Below are 21,109 nucleotides of genomic sequence, written 5' to 3'. Positions count from 1 at the left end.
CCGTAGCGGTTCTGCGGCGGCGCGCCGTCATTCGCACAACACGTTCACCACTGCATGGGTGGCCTTCGCACGACGCGCCGCTGGCAGGACGTAGTCGAGCGCACAGGCCTCATCCGCTGCTTCACCCCAGCGCACGTGGAGCGTCCCGTCGTCGGACATCAGATTGCCGGCCACGATGCGCCCGGCCTGCGCGACCGTTCCGACGCTCCTGCCGGAGTCATCGATGACATCGGCGCCAAATGGCAGAGGGGCTCCATCTGCACGCCTGGCGTGCAGGATCGCGGCGCGACCGGCGCTGGTGGTGTCGAACTTGACCAGGGTGATGGCCCCGGCCGTGGGCACCGTCTGCTCCTGGCTGGAGTTGAGCTGCACATGCAACGGCAGGCCTCGGGGATCCACTTCGATGGCGCTGCGCGTGAACGGCGACAGGTTCGACACCACCGCGTGTCCCCAGCGATCGATGCGCAGGCCGCTGCCATTGGGAACGGTGGCGCCCCTGGCGCCCTTGGCCCGGATGATGGCCAGGGTATCGCCCATGGTCGGGGTCAGGACTACGCCGCCGGAGTAGGCCACGATGCCACCGGAGATGCCGGCCCCGGCCTGGTTGTAGCGGTTGGACTTGCTGGCGCTGGCGGAAACGATGGCGGACGGCAGCGAGTAGGAGGCGTTCGCGCCAAGGCTGCCGGTTGCCCGCGCACTGCCATCGCGATGGCGGCTGGCATTGACTGCGTAACTGAAGGCACTGTCGCGGCCGAGCGCGCCCGTCAGCGATTGCTGGAGGCTTGTTGCGCCCAGCGAATCGCGCTGCACGGTGGTCTGCGCATAAGGCGCGCGTGGGTGTCTACCCAGGGCGGCGCCAATGGTGAAGATCACGCGGTTGTCCCAGGCAGCGCGCCCGAGGTCGAACTGGCGCGAAGCGGAGAAACCAAAGGTGATGCGGCCGTAGGCGTTGTTGTAACCCATCTGGAACTGCGTCTGGGTTTGGGCGCGGTTCCAGTAGTCCTGGCGTGAACCCGTCAGGTAGAACGAGCCCCCGCCGCCGGGCAGGTCCTGGTTGACCGACAGCTGCAAGCGGCCACGTTCGCGATCGGGTTCTGCCAGCAGGTCGTCCGGACGGCGATGGTTGATCGCCACCGCATCTTCGAGGTCGAGATAGTCGTCACTGGAGTAGCGGTACGCCGCCAGCGTCAGATTGGTGCGGGTCGGAGCGATCACTTTGCTGTAGCTCAGTCGCAGGCTCTGGCCACCGCGGTCTGGTTGTGCCGGCAGGCCGGCCCGGGACCGCGTGATGTCCAGGCCGATCGCACCTATCGCCGTATTGAAGGCCGCACCGGCGACTGCAGCCGCGTACTCGTCCGACGCCGTGATCCCGCCATAGGCCGTGAGCCGGTTGCCCAGCCCGCGCTGGTAGGTGGCCTGCAGCAACGCCGGGGTGGCATCGACGGAAGGATGGCGATACTCGCCAGCGGTCAGGCTGAAGCGACTCACCCCTGGCCGCAGGGCGTTGACCGCCGCGGCATAGGGCACCCTGGAAATGCTGACGCTGCCGTCGGCCTCGGTGACCACCACTTCAAGGTCGCCGCCATAGCCACTCGGGTACAGGTCGTCGATCTCGAACGCGCCGGCGGCGACGTTGGCTTCATACAGGATGTTCCCGCCCTGACGGATCTGCACGCGAGCATTGCTGCTGGCAATGCCGTGCACCGTCGGAGCGTAGCCGCGCTGGGATTCGGGATGCATGCGCTCGTCGCTGGCGAGCTGGATGCCGCGAAAGCCGACGCTGTCGAACACCGTGCCATCGGTAAAGGACTCGCCGATGGTCAACTGACTCTTCAGGGGAACGACCGCGCGCTGCAGGTAGGTCTGGATGCCCTGATAGCGAACGCCCGTGTGCTGGTGGTGGTTGAAGTTGCCGATATGACGCAGGCGCCACGGCCCGGCGTTTGCCCCGGCATTGATACCTGCGTAAGCCTGCGTCGCGGTGTCGCGGCCGGATCCGGAGCGGTAGGCGTTGGCGTTGTACTGCAGGCGAAACGCACGGATGCCGTCGTCCCACAGGCTCGGGTCGACGTAGCCTCGTGCCTGCCGCAGCAGGGCGGCCTGGGGAACGCCGATATCCAGGCGCTGCTCACCGTTGTCGAATACCGCGGTGGAATCCGCAATCAGTTCCGGCAACGTGATGCACGCGCCCGCATCGGCCTCCCGCAAACGGGTCATGGCCTCGGGCGACAACCGGGTCATGTCGATGCCAAGACGTCCCAACAGATCCTCGCCGATGCAGGGCTCCGCGTCGTGTCCCGGCGTCATGACCTGCATCACGACTTCAACCTGGCCGCTCGGGGCCTGATTGACGTGCAGGTCGGCCAGGTACGTACCCGGCAAAGCAACATTGGCCCTGGCAAAGCGGCTTATGTCCACCGCGCTACCGTCGCTGCCGAACTGCAGGAACGCGTCGTTGAATTCCACCAGCGAGCCGGAGTCATCGGCAGCTGGACCGCCGGTCCAGGCGGACGCCCCGCCGCTGGCCAACAGCGCCGTGACGGCAACACTGAGGGGACGCATACGCAGGCACGGCATTGGCGGTCTGGCCGCGCACATGATGGATCTCCGGATAGCCAGTCCCTGCCCGCGACGCGACTCCGGGACGGATGGCAGTTCGGTCGCGCTCACCGGGTTGTCTGTCAGCGCACGGGGGGCAGCGAGGGAGCTACGTGCGGGCTTGCCTGGTCAAGCGCTGCCTCACCCTCGATGACGCCGCCGTAGTCGTTGATGGCGTGATACAGCAGCTTGGCTCCAGCAGATTCCGGCACGTCGCCTTGCAAGGGAAACGCCCTGGTCTCGCCCGGGCCGACCATGCCACCGTCGCCGAAGCGCGCGGTCTTGCCGCCTCCTGTGACTTCGACCAGCGACAGCGAGACATGGAAAGGCGTCGGGTTGAATGCCTGCAGTGCGCTGCGATCGCCTTCCGCTGCCAGGCGCCACCGTAGTTTCGACGGCGCCGCGCCCGCGTCGCCGGCCCTGAGCGTGTCGGGACGGTAGAACAGCTTGATCCTGGTGCGAAAGGCCATCTGCAAGGTGTTTGACCCGGCCGCTGCACCAGGACCTGGTTTCGGAGGCACCTCGAGCATGTTCAGCCAGAACACGGATTCCTTGTCCTGCGGCAGTGGTTCGCCGGTGTGGATGATGCGGATCGTCTGAGCCTTGCCGGGGTCGATGCGGGCGACCGGCGGTGTCACGGTGAACGGAACTTCGATCGTGGCGGGCGTCGCGTTCGGGTCACCCTCGTCCAGCCATACCTGCGTGAGCGCCGGCGTCCTGCCGTCGTTGCTGAGCTTGACGGTGACCTCCGCCTCGTGTGCCGGGTAGATCACACGCGTGCCCGCGATGACCACGGATGCTCGTGCTTCCGTCACGAACGCGCACACTGCAAGCATCCCGGCGCACAGGACCTTGCCGAGATGGAATTGACTGTTCATGGAGGAGGCCTGCGGCATCGCACTGTGCGACACGGCCCGGCTCAGTTGTAGATGAGCGAGTAGGTGACGCTCGAGGTCACCGCTCCCACTGCCAGCGCCGTGCTGGTCAGGCGATGGTAGCGGGCAACGTAGTTGAGCGTGACCGCACCGCTGGCCGGGATGGTCGCCAGCGCCGAGTTCTGCGAGGCAATGGACGAGCCGACATTGATCGGCGTGCCGTCACTGTTGAGCAGTTGAATGCGCAGGCCCGCCGAACTCCCCGGGCCGCTGGTGATCAGCTCGCCCGTGGCCAGATCGACGCTCGTGCCGGGTTCGAAACGCGTACGGACCGAACCGGTGCCCTGGGAACAACCGCTCAATGCGATCTGGAACGGCGTATCGCCGGATACCGAACCAATCGTCGACAGGTTCGATCGGGAGATGGTCGCCAGCGGCACCGCGATGTTGCGGGCGCCGTCGGCGGCCGTGCCGTTGATCGAGCACGTCTGTGCCGTCATTTCCCCGGTGATGTTGACGGCGCCGTCGGACGCAATGGCCGCCAAAGAAACAAGTGCGAGCGCGGGAAAGGCCCCGAGGGTGGTCAGCTTGTTGTTCATGCGCGCGCTCAGTTGTAGATCAGGGAGTAGGTCACGGTCGCTGCGATGGCTCCGGCGCCGAGCACTGGCGTGGTGGCCGCGCGCTTGTAACGGGCGATGTAGTTCAGCGTGACGGCGCCGCCGACGGGAATGTTCTGGGCGACCGAACCCTGGGTTGCGTCCGGCGCCCCCACGTTGATGACGGTGCCGTTGCCGTTGAGGAGCTGGATGCGCAGGCTGCTGCTGGCGCCCGCGCCGGACGTGATCAGTTCGCCGGACGCCGCGTGCACGGTGGCCCCGGGTTCAAACCGCGTGTGCACCCTGCCCTCTTCGGGCGTGCAGCCGGTGAGCGAGATGGTGAATGCGGTGTCGCCCGCGGTCGAGTTCAGTGCGGTCAGACTTGTCTGCGTTGCCCGTGGCAGCGACACCGAGATGTTCCGCGCGCCATCGGCCGCGGTGCCGTTGATCGAGCAGGTCTGGCTGGTGATCATTCCGGTGAAGGTGATCGTGCCATCGGAGGCGTTTGCGGCCCTCGACGTCATTGCCAGTCCGATCAGCGCAATTGCGCAGGAGAGCTTGTGGTCCATCATGCGACCTTCCCTGTGTGGCAGTTGATGGGCGGGCTCTGCGGTGGGACATGCCGCCTACCGGGCTTGGACATGTCAGTGACCCGCCTGCTGCAGAGCTGTTACAGGCTAGGAACCCGGCTGCATAGGCGGTATGAGAATCGTCTTGGAATACCCCCGATGGGCGCTTACGCGGGGCAATCAGGCCAGCAGGCCGTGCTCACGCGCGTAGGCATAGACTTCGAGATCGGTCTTGAGCCCCAGCTTGGACATGCCGTCCATTTTTTGCCGGCTTACGGTCTTGATGCTGCGGTCGAGCCGCTCGGCGATCTGCGACACGGTCAGCCCCGAGACGAACAGACCGAGCACTTCGGCTTCGCGCGGCGACAGAGGCAACCGGGTCGAATCATGCCCTTCCATCTGATCGAGCTGATGACCGCCTGCAGCGCTGACGTACTCGCGGCCATGCGAGACCGCCTGGATCGCCAGCGGCAACTCCGACAGTGCGTCGGACTTGTTCAGCAGCCCGCGCACGCCGGTGCCGAGGATGGAACTGAGCACGCCGGGGTTGTTCATCATCGTCAGGACGATGATCGGTACCTGCGGCCAGCGGCTTCGCAGGTGCTCGAGCATGGCCAGGCCATCGGGCAGCTGGCCGCCCGGCATGCTGAAGTCCGTCAGAAGTACGTCGCACGGGTGCTCGTCGAGGGCCTTGACCAGCTCGCCGGTGCTGCCGGCTTCGGCCACGACCTGCATGTTGTTGCGCTCCAGCAGGACGCGGACACCGCTGCGGACTATGGGGTGGTCGTCGGCCAGGATTATTCGTAGCGTCATGGCGTCGGTGCAGCCGAATCAACGTTGAATCATCGCTCTGGCAGTGCACGTACGCAACTCGGATGCGCGCAGTAAATTGAGACGATTCTGATGGATTTGCAGGAAGGCACTCACTAGCGTGGGCCGTTCAGGGGTCCTCTCAGTGCGATCGGTTATGCCACTCCGACATCGACCCGGACATAGTCCGGCGGTCCTCCTGTTCGTCACTCTGGTGGCGTTCTTTGGCGTGCTCGCTCCTGCGCTGGCTCAGGACACGGGCATGGCGTCGCTCAGCGCGGACGAGCTGGCGTGGAGGCGAAGCCATCCGGTCGTGCGCGTGGGCGTGTTCGCCGGCGACCACCTGCCGGCCGAGACCTGGGTGGCGGGGCACCCGGAGGGGCTCGGACCCGACTATGCGCGGCTGCTGGCATCGAAAGTCGGGCTGCGCCTCTCGTTCGATCCGTTCACGGACTGGGAACCGGTGTCGTGGCCGGCGGCTTCGGCGATGCCGCGTTACGACCTGTTGCTCGGACAGCCCAATACCGCGACGCGGCGCAGTCACTTCCAGTTCCTCCGGCCCTACCTCAAGGGCTACCTGATGCTCGTCGCGCGCCGCGGCGACGTGCGCATCCGCGACGAGGCCGACCTGGACCGCGCACGGATCGTGGTGGAGCGCCGCTATCTGGAGACGGCGACGTGGGCGGTAAAGCGGTTCCCGCGCGCCCTCATCCTGTACGCCGAGGACGGCCGCGAAGCTTTGCGCATGGTCGCCGACGGCGAAGCCGATGCCTACATCGGCCACACCGAGTACCGCACGCAGACGCTGTTGCACCAGCGGCCAGCCGATGATCTCGTCCTGCTGGGTGCGCTGAATGTTCCGGCGGTGCAGATCGGGCTGGCGATCCCGCTTCGCGATGCAATGCTCACGCGCGTGCTGCGCAAGGCCGAGGCCGCGGTCAAGCCCGCCGAGCTGCTGCGCCTGCAGCAGCGGTGGGGCGTGGACATGCTGCCGCAGGCGATGTCCCCCGTCGCCGGAATGACCGCCAATGACCGGCGCGTGCTCGACAATCTGCCGGTGCTGCGGCTCGGCTACGAAACCAATCGACCGCCGTACTCGTTCGTCAATGCCAATGGCGAGTTCGACGGGATGGCGGCCGACTATCTTGCCGCCGTGCGCAAGGTGCTTGGGCTTCGCCTGCAACTGGTGCCGGCGAGGGACCTGAACGAACTGCAGCAGATGGTGCAGGCCGGCGAAGTCGACATGGTCGCTGCGGCGATGATGGGCGACTTCCGTGGCGACGACCTGATGTTCAGTCGCGCCTACGAGCGTTTTCCCGAAGTGATCGTCGCGCGCGTGCACGGGCCGGTGATCGCCGGGCCCGAAGACCTGCGCGGGCGACGCGTCGCAGCGCGCGAAGAGGCCGGATTGCTGGCGCGGCTGAGCATCGTCCTGGACCAGAGCACGCTGGTGCCGGTGGGCAGCAATGAAGCCGGCCTGGCCCTGGTCGCGGATGGCAAAGCCGATGCTTTCATCGGCACGTTTCCGGCGATCGACGCCCTGATTCGCGACCGTTATGCGGCGCGTCTGCAGATGGTCGGCCCGACCGGGCTTGACCACGAGCTCGCCTTTGGCGTCCGCCGCAACCACGCCGCGCTGTTGCCGATGGTGGATCGTGTCCTGGCCGGCATCGGCGATGACGAGAAGCGTACGATCCGCGCGCGCTGGCTGAGCAACGAGTACCGGTTTGGCGTGCCGTGGGGCTGGGTGCTGGGCATCCTGCTCGCCGGTGGCGCCATCGTCGCGGTCATGAGCATCGCGCACCTGGGCATGCGCCGGCAGGTGCGCGCCCGCACCGCTGCCGAACGCAAACTCGCCGATCAGCTGCAGTTCCAGGAGCGGCTGCTCAACAACATCCCCTATCCGGTGTTCGTGAAGGACACCCAGGGGCGATACCTGGCGGTGAATCTCGCCTACTCGAAGCGCTACGGGGTCGATTCGCGCCAGCTGATCGGCCGCACGCTGCTGGAGACCCGGCACCTGCCAATCGAGATCGAGGCGATCCACGCCTTCGAGATGTCGGTGTTCGACACCGGCGAACAACTGACCAGGGAGTTGCGGACCGTATCGCCGGACGGCCCCGGAGGCGAGCGCTACGAGTTGTTGTGGATCCAGATGTTCGAGCTCGACAACGGCGAGCATGCCGGACTGCTGGGGACCGCGGTGGACATCACCGAGATCCGCGTCACCGAGGCGCGTGCACGCGCGTCGGAACTGCGACTGGCAGAGATCGCCCGCACCCTGCCCTCGGCCGTGTTCGAATTGCGGGTATCGGCTGACGGCAAACGCCGGTTCACCTACGCTGGCGGCGACACGCTGGGAACCATCGGGCTGACTCCGGAACAGATGGTGGCGGACGAGACGCTGGCGTTCTCGCACGTGTACGTCGACGATCGCCAGCTGCTGGCCAGCAACGTTGCCGCGGCTGCGGAAGCGATGGAGCCGATGCAGCAGTTCGACGTGCGCATGCACTCGGTGCATGGGCTGCGCTGGATCCGTACCGCAGGCGGACCACCACGGCGTGGCAACGACGGATCGGTGGACTGGAGCGGCTACTGGATCGACGTCACCGACAGCCACGAGCAGGCCCAGGCGCTGGCGCGCGCCAATGCCGAGGCCAAGGCCGCGGTCGCGACCAAGGCGGCGTTCCTGGCGATGATGAGCCACGAGATCCGCACGCCGATGGCCGGCGTGCTGGGCCTGGTCGAACTGCTCGCGCAGACGCATACCGACCGCGAACAGGCGAACATGCTGTCGATGGTGCAGGACTCGGCGCGGACGCTGCTGCAGATCCTGGACGACATTCTCGACTTCTCGCGGATCGATTCCGGCCGGCTTGAGCTGGAGAGCGCGCCGTTCGACCTGCGCGCCCTGGCCGACGGTGTCATCGGCCTGTTCTCCGCGCGGGCACGGGAGAAGGGGCTGCGCCTGTACTGCGTCATCGATTGGCGGCTGGCCGCGCAGTTCACGGGTGACGCGGTGCGGATCCGCCAGATCATCACCAACCTGCTCAGCAACGCGATCAAGTTCACCCACCATGGCCATGTCGAGGTGCAGATGGACCTGGTCGGGGAGAGCGAAGATGGACAACGCCTGTCGATCACCGTCGTCGACACGGGCATCGGAATTTCCGGCGAACAGTTCCTGCGCCTGTTCCGTCCGTTCACCCAGGCCGAATCGTCCACGACGCGGCGCTTCGGTGGGTCAGGGCTGGGGCTGATCATCTGCCAGCGCCTGGCCACCCTGATGGGCGGCACCGTACAGCTGCAGAGCACGCCCGACGAAGGCACGCGCGCAACATTCGAGCTGAAGCTGCCTGTCGCGGCGACATTGCAGCCGCTGCCTGGCTTCGCCGGCAAGACGGCCGTGCTGTGCACGCGGGATGCGATGTTCGCGCGCGAGCTGGCCAATGCGCTTTCTTCGATGGGGTTCAGCGTGGCCGAGGTGGAGCCTGCGGACTGGGACACGCTCGATTGCGATCGCACCGATCTGTTCCTGGTCGACCGCAGGCTGGTCGAGGGCGGCCAGGGTCCAAAGCACGGGCGCTGCCTGCTGCTGGATGACTCCGACGCACACGCGGGCGATGCGATCGCGGCGCGGGCCGATGGCGTGCTGCACGGCAACCCGCTGCTCTGGCGATCGCTTCGCGATGCCTGCCATGCAGTGTTCGAGCAGCCCGCGCCGATCGAAGCCGCTAGCGAACGCAGCGGGCCGCGTTCACGGCAGCACCGGTGGGCGCGCATCCTGGTGGCCGAGGACCATCCGGTCAACCGCGCGGTGATCTCCCGGCAACTGGGGCACCTGGGCTTCGACCATTCCCTGGCTACCGATGGCGAACAGGCGTTGGCCATGCTCGCCGACGATGCATTCGACCTGCTCATCACCGATTGCGACATGCCACGCGTGGACGGCTACGCCCTCACGCGGCGCATCCGCGCCAGTGAGCCGGGCGCAACAAGGCGCCTGCCGATCATCGCCTTGTCGGCCAGTGCGCTGCCCGAGGACGTGCAACGCTGCAACGATGCGGGCATGGATGGCTTCCTGGCCAAGCCGATGACGTTGCACGAGCTCGATTCGATGCTGGCGCGTCACCTCGATCCCGGCCCGGGCGGCAGGCCCTGGGATGTCGCGCCGCCGATGCTTGCCGACCCGATGGCATTGCTGACCGAGACGCTCGGCAGCGCCGATGATGCGCAGCGCTTGTTGAAGGAACTGCTGTCGACCTGCCGCGAGGACATGCGCGAGTTCGATGCGGCCGTCGCGGCCGGCGACACGCTTCGGCAGACCCGGCTGTTGCATCGTATGAACGGCGCGCTGGCATTGTTGCGCGACATGCCGCCGGCGAACCGCGACGGAATCGGAGCGCTCCCGCTCACGCGCCAGCGCGATCTGCTGCTGCGCTGCCTCGACCGGCTTGACCGCGTGTTGGACACGCCCGACGACGACGTCGCAGGCCATGTCGCCGATGGCCGGGCCTGAGCCCGCATGGCCTCCGCCCGGCCCCCGACCACGCCTTCACCTGATTGGTTCCTGCACGGGTCGGTTCAGTATTCAGGTTAAATTTCGGTTACGTATGGATACTCACGCCACCGGTGCCGGTCAACGTTTCCCCCGAATGACTCTGTTTTCGAGAGTCCGGCATCGGATCCAAACCAAAAAAACAGGCTGAGACCTTATGAAGCGTTCCCTGATTGCTGCCCTGACCCTGCTTGCCGCCGCCCCGTTTGCTGCTTCCGCCGCTGACGGCGTGTCGTACACCTACGTCGAGGCGGGCTATGCCGCCACCAATGGCGACAATTCGCTCGATTCCGATGGCTGGGCCATCAACGGTTCGGCTGCGATCGCGCCGAACTTCCACCTGTACGGTGGCTACAGCGGCCAGAAGACCGACGACTTCGATACCGGCCTGGGCCGCGTCAATGGCATCGATGTCGACCAGTGGAATGTCGGCGTGGGCTACAACCATGAGCTGAACTCGCAGCTCGACCTGCTGACCCGCGTTGGCTACCAGAAGGCCGAGACCGACAGCTTCAACGTCGGCGCCGTGAACTTCGGTGGCACCGATGCAGACGGCTGGAACGTCGAGGCCGGCGTGCGCGGCGCGTTCACGCCGAACTTCGAAGGCTACGCTCTGGCCGGCTACGAAGACTACGAACATGCCGATGGTGAGTTCTACGGCCGCCTCGGCGCCCAGGTGAAGTTCAACCAGACCTGGGGCGTCAACGGCGAAGTCAAGTTCGTCGACGGCAACACCTCGTACTTCGTCGGTCCGCGCATGAGCTTCTAAGCGTTACCCGTCCCTCTCCCGCGTTCTGCGAGAGAGGGACGAATGTGTTTCATCGCGATGGCTCTCTCTCCCCCACCTCGCGAACTGAAAGCCCGGCCTCGGCCGGGCTTTTTTTTGGCCCACGGCCAGTTGAGCGCCGCGGCGGTGGAAGCGCTCCAGGCGCAACTGGGACCGGCGTTGCAGTTGCCGACACCGGCCCGCGCCGGGTTGCCATGGGCGCGTGGCGTTCCGCGATAATGCGTTCATGCCGCGCAACCCGCGGGCATCCACTCTTGGGGACATCATGAACAAGCAACTCGTGCTGGCGCTCGCGCTGGCAGCGGCTCCGTTTGCCGCCAATGCCGGCAGCCACAGCTATACCTACCTGGAAGGCGGCTACGCCCAGCTCAACCAGGAACTGCCGCAGGTGGATGGCATCCACATCGACGACGTCAAGGCGGGCGGATTCTTCGTCGGCGGCTCGGTCGCGCTGGGCGAGTCGCAGTTCCATGTGTTCGGCAGTTACCGCAAGGGCGACGACGACGTTGGCGTGTCGGCGCCGATCATCGGCGACCTCGGCAGCGCCGGCATCGACATGGACCAGGGCATCCTCGGCTTCGGCTATCACCAGAGCCTGAACCAGCGCACCGACCTGGTCGCCGATCTGAGCTACCTCAGCACCAACATCGACGTGAAGGACGACGGTGAAGGCGGCCAGGACGGCGACGACTTCCGCGTCGCGGTCGGCGTGCGCCATTGGATCGCCAACGACGTCGAGATCTGGGGCAAGGGCAACTACACCGATGGCGATGTCTACGATGGCGCCTTCAGTGCGACGCTGGGGCTGCAGTACCGCATGACGCCGGTCTGGGGCGTGGTCGGCGAAGCCGAGTTTGGCGACGAGTTCTCGCAGGTCACCGTGGGCGTGCGCGCGAGCTTCTGAAGCCGGCGCCAGGTACACCAGGAAAAAACCCGGCTTGCGCCGGGTTTTTTTTGACCGCTGTCAGCCGAACAGATCGCGCGGATATTCCGGTTTCTGCTCGCGCGAGAGCAGCAGGCGCAGTCCTACGGCGGGCGTGATCTCGCCATGCAGAACCGCCTGCACGGCGCTGGAGATCGGCAGCTCTACGCCGTGCCGCTCGGCCTGGCGCATCACCTCATCGGCGGTCTGCACCGACTCCACCACCTGCCCGATCTCGCGTACGGCGTCCTCGATCGACTGGCCGCGGCCCAGGGCCAGGCCCAGGCGACGGTTGCGCGACAGGTCGCCGGTGCAGGTCAGCACCAGGTCGCCGAGTCCGGCCAGGCCCATCAGGGTCTCGGCCTTGCCGCCGATGGCGTGGTTCAGGCGCAACATCTCGTTGAGCCCGCGCGTGATCAGGCCAGCGCGTGCATTGAGCCCGAGCTGCATGCCGTCGGCGACACCGGTCGCGACCGCCAGCACGTTCTTCATCGCGCCGCCGAGTTCGGCGCCGAGCATGTCGTTGCCGGTGTAGGCGCGGAAGGCTGGGCCGTGCAGTGCATCGGCGACCTCCTGGGAGAAGTCGGCGTGGCTGCCGTGCACGGTCAGCGCGGTCGGCAGGCCCTGGGCGACTTCCTTGGCGAAGGACGGGCCGGTGACAACGGCCAGCGGCACGTCGGCGCCAAGCACCTCTTCGGCGACTTCATGCAGGAAGCGACCGCTGCCGGGTTCGAAGCCCTTGGTCGCCCAGGCCACGCCGGCATGGGCCGGTCGGTACGGGGCGAGGTTGCGCAGGGTCTGCGCGAAGGCGTGCGAAGGCACGACCACCAGCACCAGGTCGGCGCCCTGCAGGGAGTCGGCCAGGTCGGTGGTCGCGCGTAGCGATTCCGGCAGGGCGATGCCCGGCAGGTAGCGTGGGTTCTCGTGGCGGCCGTCAATGGCCGCGATGCCTTCGGCATCACGGCCCCACAGCACGGTCGGATGACCGTGCCGTGCGATCAGGGCTGCCAGGGCGGTGCCCCAGGAACCCGCTCCCAGGACCGCGACGCTGGGCAGTGGTTTCGCTTCCATGCCGCGGGCGCGATCAGGCGTTGCCGGCGGTCTCGGCGTCGGCCAGGCCGGCCTCGCCATTCTGCTGGGCGGCACGCTGGCGCAGGCCTTCGGCGTACAGCGCTTCGAAGTTGATCGGCTGCAGGTAGAACGGCGGGAAACCACCGGTCTGGATCAGCTCGCTGATCAGCTGGCGCGCATACGGGTAAAGCACGTTCGGGCAATGGGTGCCGAGCATGCCGTCGAGCGTCTGGGGGTCGAAACCGGCCAGGCCGAACACGCCAGCCTGCTTCACTTCGGCCACGTACAGGGTCTTGTCGCCGGCGTTGCAGGTCAGGGTGATGCCGAGCACGACTTCAAAGGCGCTGTCGTTGAGGCGCTGCACGCTCTGGTTGAGGTTCATCTGCAGCTGCGGCTGGGCCTGCTCGTTGAACACGGCCGGTGCGCCCGGGACCTCGAAGGAGACGTCCTTGGCGTAGATCTTCTCGACGGTGAATGCCGGGCCGTTGGCTTCAGCAGACGCGGCGCCGCCGTTGACGTTTTCTTCGGACATCTCGTAACTCCAGACAATTAATACGGAAAGAAATCGATTATGGCACGCGCCCTTGGCGCGGCCGGCTGTTCAGATTGCGCGAGGCCAAGCCGTTGCGGCAAGCCTCGATCGCGATCCCCACGAGTGGGTGTTGGGGCGTGGCGACGGCGATCAAGACCGCCGCCGCAAATGGCACCGCGATCGGCACCGCAACCCGGCGTGTCGCCTCAGGCGCGGCCCTTCACCAGCGGAAGATCGGCCTGCTGCCATGCGGCGATGCCGCCGTCGAGCCAGAAGACCTTGGTGAATCCGGCCTTCTTCAGGCGCTTGGCGGCGTCGCCCGAACCCTGGCCGGTACGGCAGACCACCACGACCGGCAGGTCCCTGGCATTGGCCAGGAGCTTGTTCTCGGGATCGAACTGGCTGGGCTGCACCGACTTGCTGCCGGCGATGTGGCCCTTCTCGAAGTCGTTGCTGGCCGACAGGTCGATGACCAGCGCGTTCTCGCGGTTGATCAGGCCGGTCAGTTCGGCCGGGCGCAATGCCTTGTAGCCGCGGAACAGCCGCGCGACCTCGGTGTAGATGATGGCGATCGTCAGGCCGGCCAGCGCCAGCGAGAGGGTGGTGTGGCGCTCGGCGAAGGCCAGCAGTTCTTGGAAGGTCACGGCATCACTGCAGATGAAACGGGGCCGGGATTGTCTCCCACGGCCGCCGGCTGCGCAAAATCCGCAGGTTCCAGGCGTCCAGGCATGCCTTGGCGGGCAGGCCCCCGGTCACGCCGGCGAGGCGGCTACTGGCCTTCCCAGAGGTCGGGCAGGCCGCCGACCACCCACCAGGTCTTGGCTTCCTCGTCCCAGCGCCATTGCTCGCGGAAACGCACGGTGCGCTCGGCCTGGGTGTGACGGTTGACCACCGCGATCTCGATTTCGCGGACGGCGACCCCGGCCTTCCAGTCCACGCTGCTGCCGTGGTCGCGGTAGGCGGTGATCTGGACCTGCTCGAAGCGGGCCAGCTCCAGTTCGCTGACGGGATGCTCGGCCAGGTATTTCGGGTCGACGAGGGTCAGCGCCGCATCGAAATCGCCCCAGCGGATCGCACCGGCCCAGGCGTACTGGTTGCGGTCCAGGGTGTCGGTCTTGCGGCTGGCCATGGCGCTGCCGGCGACCGCCAGCATGCCCAGCAGCAGGGCCAGGCTCATCAATCGGGTCAGGCGGCGCATCGGTGTTCCCCCAGGGCTCGGCGACATCCTAAGGGCAAACCGCGGCGCTGGTCCGCGCTGCGGTTCACGCCCGAAGGGGTTGCTTCAGGATCGCGACATAGCGGGCGACGAACTCGGTGGCGACCCCGCCGTCGGGCAGCATCGCCCGCGCGACCAGTCCGATACGGGCACGGCCACGCTCACGCAGGGTGGCGATGAAGCCGGGCCAGTTGGAATCGGCGGCCAGTTCGGCATGCACGTCCAGGTCGGCGAACAACGGTGCGAGGTAGCGGATCTGGCTGTCGGCGACGAACACCTCGGCCTCGAGCCCGGCCGCCTCGATGTGCAGGGACACCACGCCCCACGAGGCCAGCGTCATCATCGAGGCCAGGCTGCCACCGAACGCGCAGCCCTTGTCGTTGACATGGCGCGACAACGGCGCGTGCAGGCACAGGCGCTGGCCGTCGTAGGAGGCAATGCGCACGTCCATCGCCGCGACCGGCGGCATCGACTGGTAGTGGTGATGCAGGCGCTCCAGGGCGGAAGCGTGGTCGTAGTCCTGTTCGGGAACGGGCGATGGCTGATTCATGCGGCGTGCGTGCGAGCGGTGGGGGATGCGGGCGGGGCGGCTATGCTGATGGCATGCCAGCCCCTGCGCCGCCCGGATGGTACGTGATCTCGCTGCGTCCGCGCGGCGAGCACGACGCGTTGCGGCGTGCCGTCGCCCGCGCGGGAGGCGGCATGGTGGCGCTGTCGCCGTGGCGCCTTCGGCTGCGCGACGACGATGGCACGCGCCAGTCGCTGCGCGTCGCCCTGGATGCCGCGCGCGTGGTGGTGACCAGCCCGGCCGCGGTGCGGGCGGCGCGCGCGTTGCAGCCGCTGCGGACGCAGCCAGGCCAGCAATGGTTCGCCGTTGGCGCAGGCACCGCGGCGGCGCTGCGGCGCGCCGGCGTGGACGACGTCTCGGCGCCATCGCGGATGGACAGCGAAGGCCTGCTGGCCCTGCCCGGGCTGCAGCAGCTGGCCGGGTCCGATCTGGGCTTCGTCAGCGCTCCGGGGGGCCGCGGCGTGCTGGTGCCGGCACTGCAGGCGCGCGGCGCGCAGGTGCTGCGGGCCGATGTGTATCAACGCGACACGGTCGCACCGCCGCCGCGTGCGGTCGCGCAGCTGGTCTCGCTGACGGCGCCCACGGTGATCGCACTGTCGAGTGGCGAGGCGCTCGAGGCGATCCTCGACGCCTTGCCAGCAGCGGCTCGCGAGCGGCTGCTGCAGTCTTCCGTCGTTGCCGCCAGCGAGCGGCTGGCGGAGCTGGCGCGGCTGCTTGGCTTCACTGGTGTGACGACTGCCCGCAGCGCGCGCCCGAACGATCTTGTGGCGGCGGCGGCAATGGTGATCAGCCGCCTGAACGACGGGGCGTGACGCACATCGTCATCCGGTAGCATGGCGGCCGTCCTCCCGCCCCAGCCAGCAGCCGTGTCCTCCACGCCGGAATCAACCCCCGCTCCCGCCCCCGCGCCTGTCGCTTCCGCAACGCCACGCCGTTCGCGCGGTTGGCTGTGGCTGGTGGTGGTGCTGATCGTCGCGGCCGCTGCCGGCTACGGCTGGATGCAGTGGCAGGCGAAGCTCGAACGCGACCGTGCACAGGCCAGCGATGCCGGACAACGGCTGGACGCCCTGGACGGCCGCATAGACTCGATCCGCCGCGACCAGCGCGCGCAGGTTCAACGCCTGCAACAGGCCGACGCCACCAACCGCGTGCTGCGCGACGAACTGCTCGGCGTCGGACAGCGCGCGGCGCTGCTGGAGGACACCGTTTCCAAGCTGGCCGATCCCGATCGCCATGGCGCGCAGGCGTTGCGACTGGACGAGACCGAACTGTTGCTGAGCCTCGGCCAGCAGCGCCTTCTGATCGCCGGCGACCTCGATGGCGCGCGCCGTGCCTATGCGCTTGCCGGGCATGTGCTCGACGGCGTCGACGACCCTGCCTACCTGAGCCTGCGGCAGACGTTGCAGCAGGAGCGCGCCGGTCTTGATGCACTGGGCGTGGAGCCACGCGTGAAGGCGATGGCCGAACTCGACGCGCTGGCGCAGACGGCAATGGCCGCGCCAAGCGCGACCGTCGCGCACGACGAACCCCTGGCGCCGTGGTGGCGGCGCGCGTTTGCGAGCCTGATCGACGTGCGTCCGAGCGATCGCACGGTGGCGGTGCAGCCGTCGGATCGCATCGCGGCGACGGCCGGCCTGCAACTGGAGATTTCGCTGGCCCGTGCCGCGGCCGAACGCCGCGACGAGGCCGGCTTCCGCGCTGCGCTGCAACGTGCTGAAGCCTGGCAGGCGCGACTGTGGCCGGAGTCGCCATCGCTGCAGCAGCAGCGCACGCGCATGCGCGAGCTGGCGCAGCGCCCGCTTTCACTGACGCTTCCGACGCTCGGCAGCACACTGCAGCAGCTGCGCCAACTGCGCGCGGCGGACTGAAGGACGCAACGGAGCAGGCGCCCATGAACATCTTCCGCAACCTGCTGTTCTGGATCGTGCTGGCGCTCGTCGGCGCACTGGTTGCGCAGGTGCTGCTGCAGGATCCGGGCTACGTGCTCGTGCGCTACGGCGGCAACGACTACATCACCAACGTGCCCAAGGGCGTGGCGATGCTGTTGCTGCTCGCCGCCGGCCTGTGGCTGGTGTGGAAGCTGCTGAGCCTGCCGTTCGCGGCGATGCGCCGGCACCGCAAGCGCCAGGCGCGGGCGCAGCTGATCGATGGCCTGAGTGCGCTGGACCAGGGTCAGTGGAGCCGCGCCGAGAAACTGCTCACGCAGGCGTCGGCGCAGGCGGAGGTTCGCGCACTTGCCCATGCCGGCGCAGCGCGCGCGGCGGCCGCGCGCGGCGACGACGCGGCAGCGCAGCGGCACCTGGCTGCACTCGCTGACGGCCATGCAATCGAACGCGCGCTGGTGACTGCCGAACTGGCCCTGCAACGCGACCGTCCGGCCGATGCGCTGGCCGCGCTCGACAGCGTGGCTGCGGCGCCGCTGCCGCCGCGTGGACTGGCGCTGCGCGCGCAGGCGCTGGTCGCGCTTCGCCGCAGTGGTGAGGCCTATGGTCTGCTTGGGGCTTTGCGCCAGCAGCAGGCGTGGCCCGGCGATCGCCTGGCAGCGCTGGAAGCGCAATGGGGTGCGGCCTCACTGCGTGAGGCCGGCGACGCCAATGTCCTGGCCGACCGCTGGGAAGCGCTGCCCAAACCGCTGCGCAACGATCCGGCCGCAGTGGCCGCGTATGCAGAGCGCGCCGCGGCGCTGCGCTGGGACGAAGCGGCGGCCAGAAGCATCGAGCAGGCGCTGGATGCACGTTGGGACGAGTCGCTGGCGGGACTTTACGGACAACTCCCGATCGGGCGCCTCGACGCCCGTCGTGGCAATGCCGAGCGCTGGCTGCAGGCGCACCCGGCCAGCCCGGCGTTGCTGGTGACGCTGGCGCGACTGGCGCGCGCGCAGGGCCAATGGCCACAAGCGGAGACGTACCTGCATCGGGCACTGGCGCAGGGCGCCAACAGCGAGGCCTGGGAAGAACTTGGGCACGGCTTCAGCCAGGCCGGCGACGAGAAGCTCGCGCGGTTGTGTTACGCCAATGCGCTCAATGCCGCGCGTGGCGCGGCGACACAGGAATTGCCGGGGCGCGACCTGCGCCAGAAGATCTTCGACCAGGCCGTGGTCGAGGAGCGCAACGAGCACGGCGTGCCGCGTCTGCGCGGCTGAGCAAGGCTTGCGCCTGCCCCGCGGCGTCCGCGTCGGCGCTTGCGTCAGCGCTCCAGGATGGCGACCACGCCCATGCCGCCGGCGGTGCAGATCGACACCAGGCAACGTCCGCCGCCGCGCTGCTTGAGTTCCTTCGCCGCCGTGGCGACGATGCGAGCACCGGTTGCTGCGAACGGATGTCCGGCCGCCAGCGAAGAGCCATTGGGATTGATCTTCGCCACATCGATACGGCCCATCGGTGCCTCCAGGCCGAGGCGGTTCTTGCAGTACTCCTCGCTCTCCCAGGCGCGCAGCGTGCACAGCACCTGTGCTGCGAAGGCTTCGTGGATCTCGTAGAAGTCGAAGTCCTGCAGGGTCAGGCCATTGCGCTTGAGCATCTCCGGCACGGCCACCGTCGGCGCCATCAGCAGCCCCTCGCCGTGGACGAAGTCGACCGCGGCCACGTGGGCGTCGCGCAGGTAGCACAGCACTTCGTGCCCGCGCGTGCGCGCCCATTCTTCCGAGGCGAGCAGGCAGGCCGACGCGCCATCGGTGAGCGGGGTCGAGTTGGCGGCGGTCAACGTGCCGCGACCGGAGGTCTTGTCGAAGGCCGGCTTCAGCGAGGCCAGCTTTTCCAGGGTGCTGTCGGGACGCAGGATGTTGTCGCGCGAGACGCCACGGAAGCTCACCACCAGGTCGTCGAAGAAGCCGCGCTCGTAGGCGGCGGCGAGCTTCTGGTGCGACGACAGCGCCCACTCGTCCTGCGAGTCGCGCGAGATGTTCCACTGCTTGGCCATGTCCTCGCAGTGGTCGCCCATCGACTTGCCGGTGCGCGGCTCGGCCACGCCCGGAAACTCGGGCTTGAGCTCGCGCAGATGGAATCCCTTGAACGCGGCCAGCTTGTCGCGCGGGGTCTTGGCGCGGGCGGCTTCGAGCAGGCGGCGACGCAGCTTCTGGCCGTAGACGATCGGCACGTCGGAGGTGGTGTCCGATCCACCACCAATGCCGACCTCGATCTGGCCGGCGGCGATCTTGTTGCCGATGTGGACGATCGAGTCGAGCGAGGTGCCGCAGGCGCGCTGCAGGGTGATGCCCGGGGTCAGCGGCGACAGTCCCGACGACAGCGCCGCTTCGCGACCAAGGTTCCAGTCGCTGGAGTGCTTGATGACCGCGCCCATCGCCACTTCGCCCAGTTGCTGGCCATGCAGGCCGTATTTCTCGACCAGGGCGCCCAGCGTCCGTACCGACATGCCCAGGTTGCCGACGTCCGCATAGGCCGTGTTCTGGCGGCAGAACGGGATACGGACGCCACCGAGCACGGCAACGGGACGGGCAGGCTGCATCGCAACACCTCATGCGGATGGGGGGATCACCCGGCCGTTAACGGCGGCACGGGCATAATGGCCGCAGTGTAGCGCCGCCTTCGCGTGCGACCAAACGCCACCGTATCCATGAGTCTTGCCGAACCTGCCCCGACTGCCCCTTCCACCACGCTGCACGTGCTCGGCGCGCTGGCGCTGGAGCTGCGTGGCGACGCCCCGGTGTTCCGCCAGGCCCTGGCACAGGCCGAGGTCGGGGCCCTGGCCGGGCTGATCGCGCACGACCTGGCCGGCTTCGCCCCGGAAGCGGCAGCGCTGGAGCTGGTGACGGTGGGCGCCCACTACGACCCGGTCGAATTGTTGCGGCCGGGCTGGCCGCTGCACCTCGAACTCGACCAGCTGGCTGCACGCGCACCGCGCACGGCAGCCGATGGTGGCGGCCGGATCATCGCCTTCGGCGCGCACGACGCGCAGCTGCCTGGCGCGCTGACGCCATCGCCGGACTTCGTCGGCGGACCGCTGCGGCTGGTGCCGTTCGTGCTCGGTGGCGATGCCGCGATCGCCACGCGCGTCGGCGACGCCTTCGAGCGTGAACTGCTCGAGCGCGGCATGGCCGGTGCGGCCACCGCACTGGCGGCGCAGGAAGCGTTTGGCCTGCAGGTGGAGCACGCACGCTACCTCACCGTGCACGACCTCACCGCGATGATGGCGATGCAGTACGACCACGCCGGCCTGGGCCCGCTGTGGCCGCTGCTGGAGACCGCGCTGCTGCAGCCCGAGGGCGAGCACTGGCTGGACGCGCCGCCTGAGCCGCTCGTGCACTACGCCAACGGCGAGGCGCGCATTGCCCTGTTCGAGCCGCGCGCATGGAAGGCGCGCTACGCCACCGACGCCCCCTGCGCGACGCAGGAGTGCCGCGACAAACTCGAACGCCTGCACCAGCATTTCCAGGCCAGGCAGCGCCAGATCGCGGCGGTGCTCGGCGCGCATGGGGTGCCGGTGAATTTCGTGCACTGCGGTGATGAGCAGGCGCGCGAGGCGCTGGACTGAAGCAGCCCCGGCTGAAGCCTCAGAACTGGCTTTCGTAGATCGCGTAACCGGCGTCGACCATTCCCAGGGCCTGGTAGGTCCGCTGCGCGTCGGCGTTGTCGCGTTCGACATACAGGCGCAGGCCGATCACGCCGGGCGTTGTCCGCGCCAGTTGTTCGACGTGCCGGTACAAGGCCGCGAACACCCCCTGCCGCCGATGCGCAGGCGTGACGTAGACGCTCTGGATCCACCACCAGTCGCCGTTGCGCCAGTCGCTCCACTCGCGCGTGAGCATCAGCGTGCCGGCGGCGCTGGCAATGGTTTCGCGGCCGGCGACGGTCGCTTCGCGAACCGCCACGAAGTAGCGGGCCTTGGCCGGATCGGCAATCGCCGCCTCGACGCCGGCCAGCACCGTGGCCGGGTCCAGGTGCTTGTGCTCGGTTTCCAACGCCATTGCCGCCGCCCACTGCGCGAGCAGGTCGCGGTCGTGCGCGCTGGCCGCGCGTATGCGCAGCGGGGCATGCATCGGGCGATCGGG

Annotated in this window: 19 protein-coding genes; 7 read left to right on the top strand and 12 right to left on the bottom strand. The window is 68.0% G+C overall.

Features of this window, described 5'->3' with window-relative positions:
- Window positions 1–27: 27 nt before the first annotated feature.
- The 5 genes from AC1DER_RS14590 to AC1DER_RS14570 all read right to left on the bottom strand — a co-directional run bounded on the left by AC1DER_RS14590 (window position 28) and on the right by AC1DER_RS14570 (window position 5,451).
- The gene (locus tag AC1DER_RS14590) at window positions 28–2,562 is read right to left on the bottom strand and encodes a fimbria/pilus outer membrane usher protein (protein WP_477245340.1); all 2,535 of its coding nucleotides are present in this window, start codon (window positions 2,560–2,562) and stop codon (window positions 28–30) included.
- Between the two features lie 119 nt (window positions 2,563–2,681).
- Complete coding sequence (locus AC1DER_RS14585; protein WP_477245342.1) at window positions 2,682–3,476, bottom strand: fimbria/pilus periplasmic chaperone; 795 nt, start codon at window positions 3,474–3,476, stop codon at window positions 2,682–2,684.
- A gap of 41 nt (window positions 3,477–3,517) precedes the next feature.
- Entirely contained in the window at window positions 3,518–4,072 is a 555-nt protein-coding gene (locus tag AC1DER_RS14580) for a fimbrial protein (protein ID WP_477245344.1), read from the bottom strand.
- An 8-nt stretch (window positions 4,073–4,080) separates the two neighbouring features.
- Window positions 4,081–4,638 carry a fimbrial protein gene (locus tag AC1DER_RS14575; protein ID WP_477358084.1) on the bottom strand — a complete coding sequence of 186 codons (558 nt, stop codon included), beginning with the start codon at window positions 4,636–4,638 and terminating at the stop codon, window positions 4,081–4,083.
- 180 nt (window positions 4,639–4,818) lie between these two features.
- Window positions 4,819–5,451, bottom strand: a complete 633-nt coding sequence (locus AC1DER_RS14570) for a response regulator (protein WP_477245348.1) — start codon at window positions 5,449–5,451, stop codon at window positions 4,819–4,821.
- 259 nt (window positions 5,452–5,710) lie between these two features.
- Between AC1DER_RS14570 and AC1DER_RS14565 the strand changes: the two genes are divergently transcribed.
- The 3 genes from AC1DER_RS14565 to AC1DER_RS14555 all read left to right on the top strand — a co-directional run bounded on the left by AC1DER_RS14565 (window position 5,711) and on the right by AC1DER_RS14555 (window position 11,697).
- Window positions 5,711–9,967, top strand: coding sequence for an ATP-binding protein (locus AC1DER_RS14565; protein WP_477245350.1), 4,257 nt, complete (start codon window positions 5,711–5,713; stop codon window positions 9,965–9,967).
- A 196-nt stretch (window positions 9,968–10,163) separates the two neighbouring features.
- Entirely contained in the window at window positions 10,164–10,775 is a 612-nt protein-coding gene (locus AC1DER_RS14560; protein ID WP_441815771.1) for an outer membrane beta-barrel protein, read from the top strand.
- A gap of 283 nt (window positions 10,776–11,058) precedes the next feature.
- On the top strand, window positions 11,059–11,697 hold the full coding sequence (locus AC1DER_RS14555; RefSeq protein WP_477245352.1) for a hypothetical protein: 639 nt from the start codon (window positions 11,059–11,061) through the stop codon (window positions 11,695–11,697).
- A gap of 60 nt (window positions 11,698–11,757) precedes the next feature.
- Here the strand turns inward: AC1DER_RS14555 and AC1DER_RS14550 are convergent, their stop codons facing one another.
- From AC1DER_RS14550 to AC1DER_RS14530, 5 genes are all read right to left on the bottom strand, one after another.
- Complete coding sequence (locus tag AC1DER_RS14550; RefSeq protein WP_441815769.1) at window positions 11,758–12,786, bottom strand: NAD(P)H-dependent glycerol-3-phosphate dehydrogenase; 1,029 nt, start codon at window positions 12,784–12,786, stop codon at window positions 11,758–11,760.
- Window positions 12,787–12,799: 13 nt separating this feature from the next.
- The gene (gene secB, locus AC1DER_RS14545) at window positions 12,800–13,318 is read right to left on the bottom strand and encodes a protein-export chaperone SecB (protein WP_441815768.1); all 519 of its coding nucleotides are present in this window, start codon (window positions 13,316–13,318) and stop codon (window positions 12,800–12,802) included.
- Between the two features lie 206 nt (window positions 13,319–13,524).
- Complete coding sequence (locus AC1DER_RS14540) at window positions 13,525–13,962, bottom strand: rhodanese-like domain-containing protein (protein ID WP_441815767.1); 438 nt, start codon at window positions 13,960–13,962, stop codon at window positions 13,525–13,527.
- Between the two features lie 125 nt (window positions 13,963–14,087).
- Window positions 14,088–14,516: a hypothetical protein gene (locus AC1DER_RS14535; protein WP_441815766.1), complete on the bottom strand. Its 429-nt coding sequence runs from the start codon at window positions 14,514–14,516 to the stop codon at window positions 14,088–14,090.
- Window positions 14,517–14,580: 64 nt separating this feature from the next.
- Window positions 14,581–15,084, bottom strand: a complete 504-nt coding sequence (locus AC1DER_RS14530) for a YiiD C-terminal domain-containing protein (RefSeq protein WP_441815765.1) — start codon at window positions 15,082–15,084, stop codon at window positions 14,581–14,583.
- A gap of 53 nt (window positions 15,085–15,137) precedes the next feature.
- Between AC1DER_RS14530 and AC1DER_RS14525 the strand changes: the two genes are divergently transcribed.
- From AC1DER_RS14525 to AC1DER_RS14515, 3 genes are read left to right on the top strand one after another with little or no spacing between them, the layout of a single operon-like run.
- Complete coding sequence (locus tag AC1DER_RS14525) at window positions 15,138–15,914, top strand: uroporphyrinogen-III synthase (protein WP_477245356.1); 777 nt, start codon at window positions 15,138–15,140, stop codon at window positions 15,912–15,914.
- Between the two features lie 54 nt (window positions 15,915–15,968).
- Window positions 15,969–16,970 carry a uroporphyrinogen-III C-methyltransferase gene (locus AC1DER_RS14520; RefSeq protein WP_477245358.1) on the top strand — a complete coding sequence of 334 codons (1,002 nt, stop codon included), beginning with the start codon at window positions 15,969–15,971 and terminating at the stop codon, window positions 16,968–16,970.
- A gap of 23 nt (window positions 16,971–16,993) precedes the next feature.
- Window positions 16,994–18,244 (top strand): heme biosynthesis HemY N-terminal domain-containing protein, encoded by a 1,251-nt coding sequence (locus tag AC1DER_RS14515; protein ID WP_477358081.1) that lies wholly within the window; start codon window positions 16,994–16,996, stop codon window positions 18,242–18,244.
- Window positions 18,245–18,288: 44 nt separating this feature from the next.
- Here the strand turns inward: AC1DER_RS14515 and AC1DER_RS14510 are convergent, their stop codons facing one another.
- Window positions 18,289–19,566: an acetyl-CoA C-acetyltransferase gene (locus AC1DER_RS14510; protein ID WP_441815761.1), complete on the bottom strand. Its 1,278-nt coding sequence runs from the start codon at window positions 19,564–19,566 to the stop codon at window positions 18,289–18,291.
- Window positions 19,567–19,674: 108 nt separating this feature from the next.
- On the opposite strand from AC1DER_RS14510, the gene AC1DER_RS14505 reads away from it, so the two are divergent.
- Window positions 19,675–20,592, top strand: coding sequence for a hypothetical protein (locus tag AC1DER_RS14505; RefSeq protein ID WP_477245362.1), 918 nt, complete (start codon window positions 19,675–19,677; stop codon window positions 20,590–20,592).
- A 19-nt stretch (window positions 20,593–20,611) separates the two neighbouring features.
- On the opposite strand, the gene AC1DER_RS14500 is transcribed toward AC1DER_RS14505, so the two are convergent.
- Window positions 20,612–21,097, bottom strand: a complete 486-nt coding sequence (locus AC1DER_RS14500; protein ID WP_477245364.1) for a GNAT family N-acetyltransferase — start codon at window positions 21,095–21,097, stop codon at window positions 20,612–20,614.
- Window positions 21,098–21,109 lie beyond the last annotated feature (12 nt).

The sequence above is a fragment of the Lysobacter sp. 05T417 genome (assembly GCF_056396405.1).
The sequence above is the reverse complement of the archived record's forward strand: the minus strand, read 5'-3'. Positions and strand labels throughout refer to the sequence as shown.